This is a genomic window from Amycolatopsis acidicola (assembly GCF_007713735.2).
Taxonomy (GTDB): domain Bacteria; phylum Actinomycetota; class Actinomycetes; order Mycobacteriales; family Pseudonocardiaceae; genus Amycolatopsis_E; species Amycolatopsis_E acidicola.
Genome location: NZ_VMNW02000008.1, coordinates 62391 through 79246 on the forward strand (window position 1 = coordinate 62391; position 16856 = coordinate 79246).

Sequence of the window (16856 nt, forward strand, 5' to 3'; positions counted from 1 at the left end):
GAGGTCTCCAGCACCAAGTCCACGGCTTGCCGCGGCATCCCCAGGGTGTACGAACGAGCTGGAAACAGCGACCTTCGACCAGATCCGCTACCAGCGTGACGGTTCGCTGATGCCCGGCGGTTCGAGGGCTACCCAGGAGACGAGCATGAGTCGCACGATCCCGACGGCACCGATTCGCATGACGCAGTACGCCCATGGCGGTGGCTGCGCATGCAAGATCCCGCCAGGCGAGCTGGAACAAGCCGTCGCCGGGCTCGTCGGTGCGAACTTCGGAGAACGCGAACTACTCGTCGGTCTCGACGACGGTGACGACGCCGCCGCGGTTCGCCTCGAAGGAGACGCGGCGATAATCGCCACGACCGACTTCTTCACTCCCGTCGTCGACGATCCCTACGACTGGGGCCGGATCGCCGCGGCGAACGCACTCTCCGATGTGTACGCGATGGGCGGACGGCCCTTGCTCGCGGTGAATCTCGTCGGCTGGCCGCGCGAGACGTTGCCACTGGAACTGCTCACCGAGGTGTTGCGGGGCGGCGCCGACATCGCCCGTGAGGCCGCGTGCCCGCTCGCGGGCGGGCACAGCATCGACGACCCGGAACCCAAATACGGACTGGCCGTCACCGGACTCGGCAGTGCGGATCAGTTGCTTCGCCTGGACGCCGGCCGACCGGGTACTCCGTTGTCGCTGACGAAACCGCTCGGCGTCGGTGTGCTCAACACCCGGCACAAGGCGACGGGGCAGCGGTTCGCACAGGCCATCGCCACGATGACAACTCTCAACGCCGACGCCGCCGAGCAGGCATTGCTCGCGGGTTGCAGGTGCGCGACGGACGTGACCGGGTTCGGCCTGCTCGGGCATCTCTACAAAATGGCTCGAGCGAGCGGGGTCACCGCGTGTCTCGATCCGAAGGCGGTGCCCTACCTCGACGATGCCCGCAAAGCCGCCCTCGACGGCTACGTCAGCGGCGGTACCCGACGCAACCTCGACTGGGTAGCCCCGCATACCCGCTGGGGTTCCCGCGTGGATGAAGTCGAGATGTTGCTACTCGCCGACGCTCAGACCTCTGGCGGATTGCTGGTGGCCGGAGAGATACCGGGCGCTCCGGTGATCGGGGAACTGATCGAGGCCACGGACACGCCGCTGGTTGTGGGTTGATGGCGCGCACCGACCTGCGGCGGGCGGTCCCCCGCACTGACGTGGTGCTCGCCGATCCGCGGCTGGCCGAGGCGCACACCCGCTTCGGCCGCGAGGTGCTCAAGCGGGCGGTACACGCCGCCCAACAGGAGGTCCGCAGCGGCGCGCTCGTTCCCGAAGGGGTCGTCGAGGCGGTGCTCGCCACGCTGGGCCGGAGGCCCAGTTCACTACGACCGGTACTCAACGCGACCGGCGTCGTCCTGCACACCAACCTCGGCCGCGCACCGTTGTCCGCGGCGGCGACCGAAGCGATCACCCTGGCGGCCGGGTACACCGACGTCGAGTACGACGTGCACACCGGCGCCCGCGCGCGGCGTGGCGCGGCCGCGACCACGGCGCTGCGCAATGCTGTACCGGCCGCGCAGGACGCACTCGTAGTCAACAATGGCGCCGCCGCGCTGGTGCTCGCGGCCACGGCGCTCGCAGCGGGGCGGAAGATCATTGTCAGCCGGGGAGAGCTCGTCGAGATCGGTGATGGGTTTCGTATTCCTGAGCTGATCGCCAGCACCGGAGCGCGGCTGCACGAGGTCGGGACCACGAACCGCACGAACATCGCCGACTACGCCGCCGCGCTCGGGCCGGACACCGGGTTCATCCTCAAAGTCCATCCCTCGAACTTCGCCGTCCGCGGGTTCACCTCCGCGGTTTCGGTGCGCGAACTCGCCGGCCTCGGCGTTCCAGTCGTCGCCGACATCGGGTCGGGGTTGTTGCGGCCGGAACCGTCGCTGCCGACCGAACCCGATGCCCAGTCATGGCTGGCCGAGGGCGCGACCGTGGTCACCGCGAGTGGCGACAAGCTGCTCGGCGGCCCACAGGCCGGGCTGGTGCTGGGTGAAGGCGAAACCGTTCACCAGTTGCGGAAACACCCGCTTGCGCGGGCCCTTCGCGTCGACAAGCTCACCCTGGCTGCCTTCGAGGCGACGCTCACTTCCGCTGAACCCACGCCGGTCACCCGCGCCCTGCACGCCGACGCGGACACACTGCGCGCGCGGGCCGACCGGATCGCCAGGGAGCTGGCTCAGCACGGGGTCTGTGCCGAAGTCGTCGCGTCGGATGGCGTGGTCGGCGGCGGCGGCGCGCCCGAGGAGCGGTTGCCCGGCTGGGCAGTAGCTCTCCCCCAGGCATATGCCGAACTTCTGCGGGTGGGTGAGCCGTGCGTCGTCGGCCGGGTCGAGGACGGGCGCTGCTTGCTTGATCCCCGCTGCATACCCGACAGCGACGACGAACGGTTGATACTCGCGGTGCGAGCTTGCGCGTGATCGCACCGCGAGGAACACGATGACGACCTCAGCTGCGGCCGAGAAGCCGAAATAGCTCAAAAGCGCCCGCCGTCCGACCGGTGGTCGGACGGCGGGCACTCTACTGCACTAGGGGCGTCAGTTCGAATGATCCGTGTTCATGCGGATCTCGCGGGTCACCGCCTGGTGCCTGGGCCCACCCCAGGACGGCATCCAGCTGGAGTGCAGGCCTGCCCCGCCGACAACCGTGATCAGGAAGTTCGACGGGTCTTTCACCACTGGAATCGGCGTCTTGCCGTCCCATTCCCCATGCTGCGCCGGGGTGGTGCGGCGTCGTTCGATGTGCTCGGCCGACAACCGGTCGACCGGCACCCGAGCGTGCTCGAAGAGATAAGCGCGGATCTCATCCCTGCCGACCTTCTCCCGCCCCAGGATCGCGGCGTGCTCCGGGCCGAGCGCGATGAACAGGTCCGACCCGGTCGTGAACCGGAAGTTCGACGAGCCGGCGGAGGTGATGCTGTTGGCCAGGATCTTCAGGAAGCTCTCGGCCTTGGTCGCGTCCTGGCCATTGATGTCGTGCGGCCCTTCGAGACCGAGCACCGTGACGGTGCTGGCGTCCTCGGCGAACCCGCGCTCGACGTGGAACGGTTCCCACGGACTCTGTTCCTGATTCTCCGCGAAACAATAGGTGTACTTGGCCGGTGTGCCCTGGGTTGCCTTGTCGACCTCCCCCGGCTTGGCGCCACCGAGGTTGCGCAGGATCAACCGGATCGCCCGGCCGATCGTGGCGTTCGCGCGCCACCCCGGACCGAGGGCGCCCGAACCGGAATTGATGTCGAGCTTCTGGGAGACCGGGCCCGATACGAAGGTGACGATGCCGCAAGGGTGAGTTGTCGCCTGCACACCGAAGAGGTCGAACCCGCCGGTGGTCATCGCCTCGACCGCGGCGATGACCACCGGCAGGTACTCGGGTCGGCAGCCGGCCATCACCGCGTTGATCGCAATCGCCTCGACCGTGGCCGGGCCGTTCCGCGGCGGGATCTTCTCCGCGATCAGAGTGTCGGGCGCCAGCCCGTTCGCTTCGATCATGCGCGCGACCCGCTCCGGGGTCGGTGGCACGATCGGGAGCCCGTCGGTGTTACCGCGCTGGTAGAGGAACTCCTCGATGTCCTCGAGTTCGCCCTCGACCGTGAGCCGTTCCGATGCCGGCACTCCGGTCCCGGGACTCATGATCATCAACTCCTATTCCTGGCCGGTGATCAGCTTGACGAGCGTGGCGACTGCCGCCTCGGCCTTGGCCCTGACCTGGTCCTCCGGCAGCCCGGCACCGAGCGGATGCGGAACCGCGCAGATCTGGATCTCCGGCAGCCCGAGAGCCGTCGCCTCGATCTTGGCCAGCCCGTTGAACGAGGTCGTTGTCACGATCAGTGACGGGATCCCCTGCTTTTCGAGGGTGACTGCGTCATGGAGACTCCACGACGTGCAGCTGCCTCAATCACCGAGTCCGGTCACCGCGAAATCGGTGGCGGTCTTGATCTTCTTGATGATCTCCGGCGCGACGCCGACGGTCCGGCCCGGCTTGCGGAACCGCTGAACCTCGGCCACCCCGTGGTCGCGCAGGAGCAGCTCTTCGACCCTGTCGCAGAAGATGTCGAAGTTCGGCTTGGTGTTGTCGACGAAGGCGATTCGCAGTCCCTCCATGCTGGCAGGGCGCGGGTTGAAGAAGCTTTCGCTCGCGGCGGGCATCGTGACCGGATCAAGGATGACCGTACGTGGACGTGGTGCCATGTGTTCCTCCGTTTCCTGAGTGGACAAGGTTCAGTCTGCCGTCGACTTCTCGACGAGCAACTGGTGGGAATAGTTGTGTCGGCGGGAAATGAGGTTGATCGCGATCGCCCCCACCAGGGCCGGGACCGCGAGGACCACGATCGTCAGCTTGAAGGGCGCTCCCCCGCCGGACAGCCCGCCCAGAACAATCGGCCCGACGATGCCGCCGACACGGCCGAGCGCGAAGTTGTAGGCGGTTGCCGTCGAGCGCGTCGAGGGACGGTAGTACGAGGGCGAGTACGAATTGAGCAGGTTTTGCACGCTGTTGAACGCGCCGCCGGCCAGTCCCGCGAACACCAGCAGGAACACGTAGTTGTGCGTGAAACCCAGCAGCGCGATCGAAGCACCGGCGAGCAGGAACAGCACGGCGAGCACAGGGCGTGCGTCGAATCGGTCGGCGAGCCGGCCACCGATGATGCTGACCGGCACCGCCGTCAGCGCCGCAGGCAGCAGCAGGGCGATGCTGGCGGTGTCGGTATGCCCTTGATTGACCATCAACTTCGGCAGCCAGAAGCTGAAGCCGTTGTTCACATAGGTGCTGCACATGTAGCACAGCAGGAACAGCAAGGTGGGAACAGCCCGGTTGTCGCGGAAAACCTCGATCAGCGGCACCTTGGCGGCGGGCACGTCCGCGGTCAGAACGGCGTCGTCGGACAGTCGCGCGTCAGGCTGGGCGCGCCGCATGAAGTGACGCAGCCGCTCCTTCTGGCCGCTCCGGATCAGGTACCCGGTGGCCTCGGGGAGGAAGCGGTGATACAGCGGATAAAGGACGACAAGGCAGGCCGCGCCACCGAAGATCGCCCGCCAGCCGACGTGCGGCATGACCAGGATCCCGACGAGCGCTCCGGACGCTGTTCCCAGCGACACGCCGGTCGCGACGGTCGTGCCGATCAGGGTCAAGCGGCGACGGTGCGGAATGTATTCACTGATCAGCGCCAGGACGTTGATCAAAATACCGCCGTTGACGATGCCGAAGAGCAGTCGCGCGGACGCGAACGACACGGATCCGCTGCTGATCGCGGCGAGTGCCATCGACCCATAAGAGATGATCGTGCACGAGAGGATGATGCGCTTGCGCCCCACGCGATCGGCGAGGGGACCGAAGATCAGCGCGCCGATCAGGGTGCCGAACGCGGCCGCCGAACCGAGCGCCCCGGCTTCCCACTCACTCAGATGCAGGGCCTTGCTCAAGGTCGGTAAAGCCGCGCCATACACATAAAGGTCGTACCCCTCGGTGATCGCGAGCAACGCGCAGGCGACCAACATCTGAATCTGGAAAGCATTGACCCGCCCTTCGCCGAGCCACTTGTTCGCATTGACGGTCAACTGTTGCTGTGGGGCGATCTCACTCACCTGCGCAACTCCTTCGTGTCGACTTTGACCGGAGGCAACTCAGAAACACTAGCAGGATTGCTCTCAATATCGCTAGTAAAGTTGTGACCAGTTTGAATCGTCATGTCCTAGCGGGCTGGTGAGGCTCGAGACCGCACCTCGTTGCGGGCGCGTTGACAATTGACGGCGAAGCAAAGTGGGCAGCCGCGGGGCCTCGCTGCGGAAACGGCTACCGGCCGCTCGTCCGGGCGCGCCGGACCATCTCCCGATGGGTGGTGTCCACCCGGCGGGTCCAGCCGCGGCCGTCGAGGTGCTCCAGCAGCGGGACCGCCACCCGGCGAGTCGTCTGGAGAGCCTGACGCGCCTGGCTCATGGTGAACGGCTGGTCGAGCGCCGCCAGCCGACGGGCTGCCAACGCCGGCGCCGACGGCAACAAGACGACCCCGTCGAGCCGGATCAGCCGTCCGGCGCGTTCAGCGGCGGCCAGCTCCCGGGACCCCAGGCCGAGGGTGCGCAATTCCTGGGCTTCGGGGGCATCGAACGGCTCCGCGGACAGCCGGGCTTCAACCGCGGCGACCGCTGCCGTTATCGGTCCGAGCTCGTCGCGGCTGCCGGGCAGAAGCACCTGCCCGCCATGTCGCTCGAGGCCGGCGCAGTCGATCACAGCGTCCAGCAGCACGCTGGAAGGGAGTGCCAGCAGGCCGGCAGCGGCACCCCGGGACAACCCGCCGGACAACGGATCCCGCGCATGCAATTCGGTCAGCTCCGACCGCAAGCGATCTCGCCAGGTCAAAAGGGTCGCCTCAGCCACCAGCCAGTCGCCGACAGCGCGTACTCCGGCCGGCAGGGAGCTGGCCGGAAGACCGAGCAGCTCGAGCTCACGCAGTCGGACGGCACCGCGGCGCGCGACTTCCGCGGCGAGATCACCCTCGACACCCCGCCGCGCCAGTGTGATCCCACGGCGAATGCCGTCGCCACGCCGGCTCAACTCGGGCGGGTCCACATCGAGCACGAACGCTCCGCCGAAGACCCGGCGACCGCCCGGATCACGAAGGACCAGCCGATCCCCGAGCATGAGCGGCAACGCTCGATCGAAGAACAGCCGGGCATGATCCTCGTCGAATCCTCGTACCCGTGCCGACATCGCGGCCGTACCGACGTGCACGGTGAGCTGACGCGGGGCGTCACCGAAGGAAGTCCCGCTGACTCTCCGGACGTCGACCGTGTCGGTGATCCACCATGCGCCGGGGGTTATCAGCGCGTCACCGCGATGGACCGAATCCGCGGCCGCCCCCCGGAGGTTGACCGCGGCCCGGGTGACGGGCTCCAGCGTCTCCGCGGACTCCCCCCGGCTGTGCAACCCACGGACTTGTACCTGCCGTACCGTGTTCGCACCCACCAGGCTCAGCTGATCGCCTCGGCTGAGACAGCCGGCCGGGAGTGTTCCGGTGACGACGGTGCCCGCGCCGGAAATCGTGAACGATCGGTCCACCCAGAGCCGCACCCGGTCGTCTGCCGGCGGCGGGGGCATCGCGGCCAGAACGGTGTCCAATGTGGACCGCAGTTCATCCAGCCCGGTGCCGTCGAAAGCCGAGACCGAAACCAAGGGCGCGTCGGCCAGGCCCGTGCCGGCGAGCTCCGACCGGACCTGCCGGACAACGTCGTCCAGCGGCTGCCGTGCTCGATCCGCCCGGCTGAGCACGATCACGCCGTGCCGGATCCCGAGCGCCGCCACCGCATCGCGATGATCGTCGCTCTGCGGCCGCCAGCCCTCGTCGGCGGCGACCACGAAGCACACCACCGGTGCCGGGCCGAGTCCCGCAAGCATGTTGCCCAGGAATCGCTCGTGACCGGGCACGTCGACGAACGCGACTCGCCGGCCGGACGGCAGGGCAGTCCAGACGAACCCGAGATCGATGGTCAGGCCCCGCCGGTGTTCCTCGGCCCAGCGATCGGGATCCATTCCGGTGAGTGTGCGGACCAGCGTGCTTTTGCCATGGTCCACATGGCCGGCCGTGGCGACGACATGGTCCATCACCGCAGAATCCATCCTGGCTCATCGATAACGGCGGCCGCGTCTCCCATGGTGTCGCCCACGGAAGCCGGCCGGGTGCTGTCCACACTGTTCTGGAGTGACAGCGCGGCGTCGGTCACGACGATTCCTCCGAATACAGGAGGTGTGTCTTGGCGGAGGCGGACGGGAATCGAACCCGCCAGGCCGAGATACTCGGCCTCACCGGTTTTGAAGACCGAGGGGACCACCAGGAACCCTAACGCCTCCCTGCCTGACCAACTTAGCATACCGGCTCGGGACGACCGCTCCGCGGAGAGCGATCACCTTTGGCAGCACAGGAATTCCGTGCGCCAAGCCGCTGCCGGTCGGTCACGCTTTTCTCGCCCTCCGTCAGAGGTACTCTTCGATGGCGCCAAGTAACACGGACTTGGGTTGGGCCCCCTTGAACGCCTTCACCACTTCACCCCCGACATACACCTGAATGGTCGGCAGACCGAGCACATTGTTGTCGGCCGGCGTCCGGGGATTGGCGTTCGTGTCCAACTTGAAGAATGCGACTTTGTCGCCATACGCCTCGGCGAGTTCATCGATGATCGGGCCGAGCTGTTTGCACGGGCCGCACCAGTCGGCCCAGTAGTCGACCAGCACGGGTTTGTCGGACTTGAGGACTTTCTCGTCGAAGTCGGCGTCGGTGACGTCGCTGGCTGCGCCCATTCCTACTCCTTAGTGTTCCGTTGCCGCTACCCGGGATCAGTCTGTCCAGATTGGACAGTCCGGATCACCTGGCGGCCGCCGGCTCGGACATTGTCGCCCGATCGGCCTGGTCCGCGAGGTAGCGTTCCGCGTCCAGGGCGGCCGAGCAGCCACTGCCGGCCGCGGTGATCGCCTGCCGGTACGTGTGGTCGACCAGGTCGCCGCAGGCGAACACTCCGGGCAGGTTGGTGCGAGTGGTTCGCTCTCGGGTGAGGACATACCCCCCGGCGTCGAGGTCGATCTGCCCTTTCAGCAGCTCGGATCGCGGATCGTGGCCGACCGCGATGAACAGCCCCGAGACATCGAGGTCACGCGTCTGACCGGTCCGGGCGTCCCGAAGCGTGATCGACTCCACGGAGTCGGCCCCGTTGATCTTCTCCACCTCACAGCCCAACGCGAAATCGATCTTGGAGTCCGCCCGCGCGCGGTCGGCCATGATCTTGCTGGCGCGCAGTTCCTCGCGACGATGGACGACGGTCACCGACCTGCCGAAACGAGCGAGAAAGGTGGCCTCCTCCGTCGCCGAGTCACCACCGCCGATGACAGCGATGTCCTTGTCCTTGAAGAAGAATCCGTCACAGGTGGCACACCAGGAGACACCGTGGCCGGATAGCCGCTCCTCATCCGGTAGACCGAGCTTACGGTAGGCCGAGCCCATGGCCAGGATCACCGCCTTGGCCCGGTGGACGGCGCCCCCGGAGTCGGTGACGGTCTTGACCTCACCGGTCAGTTCCATCGTGACGATATCGTCGGCGACCAGCTCGGCGCCGAAGCGCTCGGCCTGAGCACGCATCTGCTGCATCAGTCGTGGGCCCAGCACCCCGTCGGTGAAACCGGGAAAGTTCTCCACCTCGGTCGTGTTGATCAGCGCGCCGCCGGCGGCGATCGAGCCTTCGAAGAGCAGCGGCTCCAGCTCCGCGCGCGCCGCGTAGATAGCGGCCGTATAGCCGGCAGGCCCACTGCCGACGATGATCACATCGCGCATCCGGTTGCCCATCAAACCTTCTCTCTCGAGCGCGGCCCGCGCGCGGCGAGCAGACCGTCTGAATTCGTCGTCTTGTCCGAACGACCGCTATCGAACGGCCCCCACCGCGATATGGTCTTCGAGTTCGTCGGGCTGGATGCCGAGCAGGCCACCGAGGATTTCGTCGTTGTCCTCACCGAGTTGTGGCGCAGGCCGGGTGATCCTGGCCGGCGTACGCGAGAACAGCCACGGCGGGGCGATCGTCCGGCGTCGGCCGAGTCGAACGTGATCCACCTCGGTGATCGCTCCGCGGTGCAGGAGCTGCGGGTCGTTGAACACCTGCTCCGCGGTGAACGACGGCATCGCCGCGATGCCCGCCGCCTGGAGCTTTTCGGTGAGGTCGGAAGCGCGCCGCGTCCGTGTCCACGCCGCGATGCGCTCGTCGAGCTCTTCCTCGCGGGCCAGCCTTCCGGCTGAGGTCGCCAGGTCAGGATCGGTGGCCCACGACGGGCTGCCGAGTATGCCGACGAAGGCCGCCCAGTGGTCGTCGTCCTGGACCGCGATGCTGACCCATTCGTCGTCGCCGGCCGTGCGGTAAACGTTGTGCGGAGCCATTTGCGCGTCGTGGTTGCCGGTACGGGATGGCGACCGGCGGTTCATGGTCCAGTCCATCATCTGGTCCCCGATGAGCTGGTTGAGCGCTTCCGAGGAGGACAGGTCGATGTACTGGCCCGCACCGGTGCGCTGCCGGATGAGCAGCGCGGCGAGAATGGCGAAGGCGCCGGTCGTGCCTGCCCTCGAATCGCCGCTGCTGGTGAGCTGGTTCGGTGTACCGTCCGCGTAACCCGTCAGGTTCGCTTGGCCCGAGAAACAGGTGAAGCAGGGAGCGTAAGCGGTGTAGGACCGGAACGGTCCCGTCGCGCCGAAGCCCGAGAGCGACAGCATGATGATGTCGGGTTTCACCGCGCGAAGCGTTTCGTAGCCCAGGCCGAGCCGGTCCATGACGCCCGGGCGCATGTTCTCCATCACGACATCGCATTTGGCGACGATCCGCTCCGCCAGCTCCACGCCACGCTCCTGCTTGAGGTTGAGCGTGACGCTACGTTTGTTGAGGTTGATTTCGAAGAAGTTCGACGACGCTTCGGGATCCTTGCTCGCGCCGGCGCCGTGCAGCACTCGCTGCTCGTCGATCTTCGACCCGCTTTCGATCTTGATGACCTCCGCGCCGAGTTCCGCCAGCAGCATCGTCGAATACGGCCCGGCGAGCACATGTCCGAAATCGGCTACACGAACACCGGCGAGTGGGCCCTGCTTTTCGTTCATCGAGTCTTCCATTTCGTCATCGCACGCTGGCTGTCGCCGGCTGGTCCTCGTAGTCGACATCGCGCCGCGAGTCGTCGAGAACTTCGTCGTTGTGCTGACCGAGAAGCGGCGCCCCGGTCGTCGGGCGCCACTCGACCCCGGAGAACCGGTACGGCCAGCCCGGGTATTCGAGAACGCCGGTGACGGGGTGGGCTATCGGCAGGAAGTACTGTCGCGCGCGAGTCTGCTCTGAGGCGTGGAACGTTTCCGCGGTCTGTGCCGGCGCACAGGCGCTCTTTTCGTTCTGTACCAGGTGAAAAACCTCGTCCGAGGTCAGCGTGGCCGCCCATTCGGCGAGGCGTTCGCGGAGCTCCGGATAGTGCTCGGACCGGCTCGCTTGCGTGGCGAATCGTTCCTCGCGCGCCCACTCGGGGCGCCCCATCGCCCTGAACAGCCCCTGCCACTGGTGTTCCGACGACAGGATGAGGATGACGTAGATCCCGTCCTTGCACCGGACGAGCGATTCGAGGAGCCGCCCCATCCCAGTCCGGTTCGGACTCACGCCGCTGTCGAGATAGCGGCGCAGCTGGGACCTCTCGAGGTGCGCCATCGCGTGCTGCTTCGAGATGTCGATGTGCTGCCCCGAACCACCACCACCGTCGCGCCAGAACAGTGCGGAAAGGACCGCGATCGCCGCGGCGCTGCCGGCGTCGTACTCGCCGAGATAGCCGGGCCCCCGGACCGGCTCGCGGTCCAGGTTCTCCGACATCATCGGCAGCATGTATCCCTGGCCGCTCGAGTGGTAGGTGGTCAGGTGCGTCGACGCGCGGTCGCGGTACGGGCCGTCTTGCCCGAAGGGCGTGATCGAAACCATGACGAGCCCCGGATTCACCGCCGAGAGGTCGTCGTAGCCGAGGCCGAGCTCCGAGAGCTCGCCGGGCGCACGGTCCTCGATGAGGACGTCGGCGTCAGCGATGAGCCGAAGAAACCGGGTCCTGCCCGTTGCGTCGGCGAGGTCGAGGGTGACTCCGCGCTTGTTGGTGTTGAGGTACAGGAACAGGCCGGACTTCTCCTGGTCGGGGTCATCGCCGAGGAACGGCCCGCGGCGGCGCGCGGGATCACCCTCGGGGCGCTCGACCTTGATGACCTCGGCATCGAAATCCGCGAGGAGCTTCCCGCAGTACGGTCCCGAGACCATCTCGGCCAGCTCGACCACCTTCAGTCCGCTGAAGGGCCCGTTCATCGCGCACCCTCGTTCCGGTAAGCCGAACGCGAGGGAAGCGCGACTGTCGCCTCGCACGTCTGGTGCACCTCGCCATCCTGCGTCGTGCAGGAGCACTCGATGTCAACGAGATGGCGGCCGTCTTCTTCGTACTTGCGCGTGACCGAGCCCGTCACTGTCGTGGTGTCGCCCATCCAAGACGGCCGACGCGTCCGGTTGCTCTGGAACACAAGGAATCCGTCATCGCCCATCCAGTTCTGGATCGCCTTCTGCATGAGCGACTCGAACTGGCCGTGGTGGCCGTAGGCGCCGCTCCGCAGACCCGTGACACGGGCAGCGGCATCGACGAGGTGTGCCTCGGCACGCCAGCGTGGCGCGTTCGTTTCCGGATCGACCCAGCCATGGTCCGCGACGTGCCCCCGGAGCATGTCCCAGTTGACGTTGAACGCGGACTGCTGTCCCATCGCCGCCATCCACACGTGGACGTCGAGTGTCGTCAAGGGGCCGGCTACCACGGGGAAGAGCTCGTCGCCGGCGGAGACCTCTTCCCAGTATCGGGGCGTCGACCCGCGACGGTTCTTCTCCTCGTCCTCATACGCCTGGTGGATCGCGTCCAGCTCGTCCTCCGTGTACCGGTGCCGCGGCCTCTCGGTGAACGCACTTTCCGTCTTCTGCCTCGACTCCGCGACGATCTGCATCCGCGTCCGGTCGCGGACGGCGACAGTCTCGTTGCGCTGGTTGAGATACGTTGTCCGGTAGGTCGCCTGGAACAACCGGTACGGCACCTCGCGACGCGGCTTCTTCTCGGTCACCCCCATGTCCGTACCGAAAACATGGAACTTGTCACCAGGACGTACCGTGCCGAACCAGCGCCATGAACTGCCGCCGGCAAGGCTCCTGCCGAACCCGGGGGCGACGGTCCCCTGCCCCGCCCCGGCCTCGCCGATGCAGATGAGGATCCCGTTGGGTGCGATCACGCCACCGTGCTTGGTGAACTTCGCGTACTCGTCCCAGCGGTAGAGCGGGTTCTTGTCACCGATGCCGTCACAGAAGTGGCGGATGAGGTCCTTCGTGACCTCTTCGTTGAAAAGCGCGTAGTGCGAGTTCGGCCCCCGCTTCGAGGGAGGGGCATACGGGCTGCGCAGGTTCCCGACCTGTTCCGGGAACGCAAGATCACCGACGAGCGCGTTGCGCTCCGCCGCCCACTTGTCCACCGCGTTGTTGAACTCGTCGCTCAGCAGGTCGTTCCGGAAGCCATTGTCTGCCACTGACTTCTACTCCTCCCTCGAGACCGGGACGTCCGCCGCGTCGGCGGCGCCGCCGGCATACAGCCGGTGCGAGGCGCAAGCGATCTGCCACCTCCAGCCGGATTGCTAGAGATAATGCTAGCAGTTTAACCTAGGCTGGAAGCAAGCCTGAGATCCGAACAGGCCGCCCGCCGAGCAGGAGGTTGCAGGTGAATGCCGAGGTCACAGCGGCCAAAGCCGCGTTGGGGCGACAGCGATGCGGAGTCACCGCGTCCGGAAGGCGGGTACCGACATGAGTTTCCTAAGTCAACTCTGGCGTTTTGTTGATCTTGGGTTGGTGGATGAGGGGTTCGTAGCAGGTTTTGTCGCGCCAGCAGGCCCAGATGATGCGGAGCTAGGCGCGGGTGAGGATGCGGATGGCGTGGGGGTGGCGTTTGCCTCGGGCTCGGGCCTGGTTGTAGATCGTGGCGGCCCAGTCGTTGCCGTGGCGGCTGTTGTCGGCCCAGGTGGTGAGTGCTTGTCGGGCGCGGCGGTTGACCGCGTGGCGGAAGGTGACTGCGCGGTGTTTGCCGGATTCTTTGGTGACGGGGGCGGCGCCGGTTTCGGCGGTGAGCTGGGCGAAGCTGGTGGCGCGTTCGAGCATGGGGCCGATCTCTCCGATGATCTGGGCGAGGTTGATGGTGCCGATGCGGGGCAGTCCGGCGATCAGGGCCGCGTAGGGGTGGGTGGTGGTCGCGTTGGCGATGGTGGTGTCCAGTTCGCGGATGATGGCGCGGATGGCTCGCACCGTCCGGACCTGGATGGTGACGAGCTGGGTCACGATCTGGGGACTCAGCCGGGACGCGGCGTGTGGGGCGGCGCGCAGGCGCTCGATCAGCACGCTGCCGGGTCGTCTGCCGGAGTAGCCGTGTTGTGTGCAGAACGCTTCCAGCCGGGCGGGGGTCAGGCGTGCCGCGGCCTGCGGGGTGGGGTATTGGTCCAGAAAGGACAGTGCGATGTCGCTGTCCAGGCTGGCGAAAACTGCTTTGCCGCCGGGCCAGTGTTCGTCCAGCAGGGCGGCGAGCTGGTTGACTGCGGTGATTCGAGCCTCGACGTGGTCGGAGCGTTGACGGGTCAGCGCCTGCAATTCCAGCGTTTCGGCCATGGTGGGTGTCAGGGTGCGCAGCTGGTGGCCGTCGGTGCGCAGGTAGTCGGCGAGTTTGAACGAGTCCCCGGGATCGGTTTTGGCCCGGGCGGCACCCCAGCGAGGCCGGATGGCGTTGAATGCGTTGGGGTGTATGGGAATTACCGGATGCCCGGCGGCCAGCATCCGGTCGACGACCAGGCCCCGGGTGGTCTCGATCGCGACCGGCAGATCGGCAGGGTCGCCGTGGCGGCGCAACCGGGCCAGCGTGGTGGTCATCCCGGTCTCGGTGTGGGCCAGGGCCCATCGGTCGGTTCTTGTTCCGGCCTGGTCGATGACGGTCACGTCATGCGAGCCGGTGGCCCAGTCCCATCCCGCGAACACGCGCGCGGTACTCCTTCGTCACTGGTGAAGGACCCGCTCGATCACGGGGACGCCCGCCGGAAGCTCACTAATCGGCCCTTGACCAGGTCAGGGCATGTTCCTAAGGCCGGTAAGGCGACCCCGGCCCGGCAGAGCTGGCAAGACTCATGCTGGCCGTCGAACGGCTCGCAACGATGGCCATGCACCCACCGGGACCGAGGGATCACAACCCTACTCGACCGGGCTGCAGAAAGGATGGTGCCCTAGTGAGCACAGAGCGGCGGCCGGCCCGCGAGATCGTGCTCGTCGGGAACTTCGACCCGAGGAAGCAGCCCCCGAAACCCGGGTTCACGACGTTCATGCTCGACAATGCGTCCGGGAAGCTCGACCGGATCGCCGAGCACGCTCAGGGGATCAGCGTTGGTTACACCGCGGTCGACCACCGCCGCGGCCTCGTCTACTGCACGGACGAAGCCGACACGCTTCCTGGCTCCTACAGCGGCGGCGGTGGCCAGGTACTGGGTTATCAAGTCTCCGACGACGGACTCGAGCTCACCGAAGTCACCCGATCCCCGAGTTTCGGTTGCCTGCCAAGCGGAATCGCGCTCAACTCCGACGCGACGCGGGCGGTCACGACCCACCACACGAACCGCACGCCCTCCACACACGTCAAACAAACCGCCGACGGGTACGTGCTCGACACCGTCTGGGATGATCCGACGACGGTCCTGTTCCCGCTCGACGGCCTGGGCCGGGTCGGCCCGCCACTCGATGTGTTCACCCATCGCGACCGGCCGGGCCCTCTCGACAAGCAGACTCATCCCCAGTTGCATTCAGTGACCGCGTCTCCGTCGGGATCGTTCTTCGTCGTCTGCGACAAGGGCAGCGACCTGGTCGAGACGTTCCGCGTGCGGGACGACCGCCTGGAGCAGGTCGCGCGCCATCCGTCCGCCCCCGGGAGCTCGCCGCGTTATTCGGCATTCCACCCGACGCTGCCGTATTTCTGGGTGAATCACGAACGAAGGCTCATCGTCGAAGCCTTCCGGTACGACGAGTCCGGAGGCATTGTCTCGGCCGGCGTATTCGACACGGCGCCCGATGGCGTCAGCGAGCTGCCCGGTTCGGTTCAGGCTGACCTCCGCGTGCATCCCAACGGCAAATCCGTCTACACACTGCTCCGTCTGGTCGACGCGCTGACCGTGTTCACAGTGGACGATTCCACCGGCGCGCTGCGGATCATTCAGGAAATCCACTTGCCGGATCGTGGTCCACGCGCTTGCGCCATCAGCCCCGACGGCAGACATCTTCTCCTCGCGACCACAGATCCCGGAGCAGTCACGGTCTGGAAGATCAGCGACGACGGGCGCCTCGCGGACACCGGCACACGAGTGGAGGTGGCCGCCGCCGGCAGCGTCACGTTCGCCCCTCGTCGATGACCGAGTCGGCCGAAGAACACAGCTTCCACAAAGGAGATATTCATGCTTGAGATTTCCAGCAGCGGCATCCGTTACGAAGCCGGCACGATCGGCGTCATCACGTTGGACCGGCCCGGTAAGCGAAACGCCATCGACGATGCCATGCGCGCCGGTCTCCGCGACGCGATCGAAAACGCCGCGGCGAGCAGCGACCTTCGTGCGCTTGTCCTCACTGGTTCCGGTGTGGCGTTCTGCGCGGGCGGCGATGTTCGCGGGATGGAGAAGCGCCTCGAAGAAGGAGATCGCGCACCCGAATTGGGGTGGCGTCGGCAGCGGAGCCTGCACTGGACACTGGAACTGTTTCACGATCTCCCGGTCCCGACCATCGCCGCCGTCAATGGCGCGGCGATGGGACTCGGACTCGATCTCGCGCTCACCTGTGATTTCATCGTTGCCGCGAAGAGCGCGACGTTCGCCGAATCGTTCGTGCACCGGGGCCTCGTCCCGGACGGCGGCAGCATGTACCACCTGCCGCGGCGCGTCGGACTCGCTAAGGCCAAGGACTTGGTGTTCAGCGGCCGGCGCGTGGACGCGGAGGAAGCGCTGGCGATCGGTCTCGTCGACCGGCTCGCCGAGGACGGATCGGCCCTCGAGGACGCACTCGCGTGGGCCGCCGAGTTCGCAGCCCGTCCGGCGACGGCAATCGGAGTGGCGAAGGAGATCCTGAACGTGACGTTCGAATCGGGGCTGGAGGAGGTCGATCGCCTCGGCGCCCAGGCTCAGGCGATCTGCTATTCGACGCCGGACCACCGGGAGTCCGTCCGCGCCTTCCTCGCTTCGCGGCGCTCGCGCTGAGAAGGG

14 protein-coding genes and 1 tRNA gene are annotated in these 16856 nt (G+C 66.8%); 4 read left to right on the plus strand and 11 right to left on the minus strand.

Annotated elements, in window-relative coordinates; translation table 11 throughout:
* Positions 1-145: 145 nt before the first annotated feature.
* Positions 146-1156 (plus strand): selenide, water dikinase SelD, encoded by a 1011-nt coding sequence (selD, locus tag FPZ12_RS08170; protein WP_166462639.1) that lies wholly within the window; start codon positions 146-148, stop codon positions 1154-1156.
* Complete coding sequence (gene selA, locus FPZ12_RS08175) at positions 1156-2454, plus strand: L-seryl-tRNA(Sec) selenium transferase (RefSeq protein WP_144748975.1); 1299 nt, start codon at positions 1156-1158, stop codon at positions 2452-2454. The genes selD and selA overlap by 1 nt, the downstream gene beginning before the upstream one ends.
* 117 nt (positions 2455-2571) lie before the next feature.
* On the opposite strand, the gene FPZ12_RS08180 is transcribed toward selA, so the two are convergent.
* The 11 genes from FPZ12_RS08180 to FPZ12_RS08235 form a co-directional block, all read right to left on the minus strand.
* Positions 2572-3663: a hypothetical protein gene (locus FPZ12_RS08180; protein ID WP_144748974.1), complete on the minus strand. Its 1092-nt coding sequence runs from the start codon at positions 3661-3663 to the stop codon at positions 2572-2574.
* Between the two features lie 12 nt (positions 3664-3675).
* A complete protein-coding gene (locus tag FPZ12_RS46835; RefSeq protein WP_273701385.1) occupies positions 3676-4221 on the minus strand; it encodes a UGSC family (seleno)protein in 546 nt (181 codons plus the stop codon).
* 30 nt (positions 4222-4251) lie between these two features.
* Entirely contained in the window at positions 4252-5613 is a 1362-nt protein-coding gene (locus tag FPZ12_RS08195; RefSeq protein WP_144748971.1) for an MFS transporter, read from the minus strand.
* Between the two features lie 208 nt (positions 5614-5821).
* Complete coding sequence (selB, locus tag FPZ12_RS08200; RefSeq protein ID WP_243769730.1) at positions 5822-7642, minus strand: selenocysteine-specific translation elongation factor; 1821 nt, start codon at positions 7640-7642, stop codon at positions 5822-5824.
* A 135-nt stretch (positions 7643-7777) separates the two neighbouring features.
* A tRNA-Sec gene (locus tag FPZ12_RS08205) sits at positions 7778-7873 on the minus strand.
* Positions 7874-7996: 123 nt separating this feature from the next.
* A complete protein-coding gene (gene trxA / locus FPZ12_RS08210; RefSeq protein ID WP_144748970.1) occupies positions 7997-8320 on the minus strand; it encodes a thioredoxin in 324 nt (107 codons plus the stop codon).
* Positions 8321-8384: 64 nt separating this feature from the next.
* Positions 8385-9359 (minus strand): thioredoxin-disulfide reductase, encoded by a 975-nt coding sequence (gene trxB, locus FPZ12_RS08215; protein ID WP_481726099.1) that lies wholly within the window; start codon positions 9357-9359, stop codon positions 8385-8387.
* Between the two features lie 72 nt (positions 9360-9431).
* The gene (locus tag FPZ12_RS08220) at positions 9432-10646 is read right to left on the minus strand and encodes a CaiB/BaiF CoA transferase family protein (protein ID WP_166462640.1); all 1215 of its coding nucleotides are present in this window, start codon (positions 10644-10646) and stop codon (positions 9432-9434) included.
* 16 nt (positions 10647-10662) lie between these two features.
* Positions 10663-11868, minus strand: coding sequence for a CaiB/BaiF CoA transferase family protein (locus tag FPZ12_RS08225; protein ID WP_144748968.1), 1206 nt, complete (start codon positions 11866-11868; stop codon positions 10663-10665).
* Positions 11865-13115: a MaoC family dehydratase gene (locus FPZ12_RS08230; protein WP_144748967.1), complete on the minus strand. Its 1251-nt coding sequence runs from the start codon at positions 13113-13115 to the stop codon at positions 11865-11867. The genes FPZ12_RS08225 and FPZ12_RS08230 overlap by 4 nt, the downstream gene beginning before the upstream one ends.
* Positions 13116-13488: 373 nt before the next feature.
* Entirely contained in the window at positions 13489-14601 is a 1113-nt protein-coding gene (locus FPZ12_RS08235) for an IS110 family transposase (RefSeq protein WP_243769731.1), read from the minus strand.
* A 179-nt stretch (positions 14602-14780) separates the two neighbouring features.
* Between FPZ12_RS08235 and FPZ12_RS08240 the strand changes: the two genes are divergently transcribed.
* Complete coding sequence (locus tag FPZ12_RS08240) at positions 14781-16016, plus strand: lactonase family protein (protein WP_279537778.1); 1236 nt, start codon at positions 14781-14783, stop codon at positions 16014-16016.
* Positions 16017-16058: 42 nt separating this feature from the next.
* Positions 16059-16850, plus strand: a complete 792-nt coding sequence (locus FPZ12_RS08245; RefSeq protein WP_144748522.1) for an enoyl-CoA hydratase/isomerase family protein — start codon at positions 16059-16061, stop codon at positions 16848-16850.
* The last annotated feature ends 6 nt before the right edge of the window (positions 16851-16856 follow it).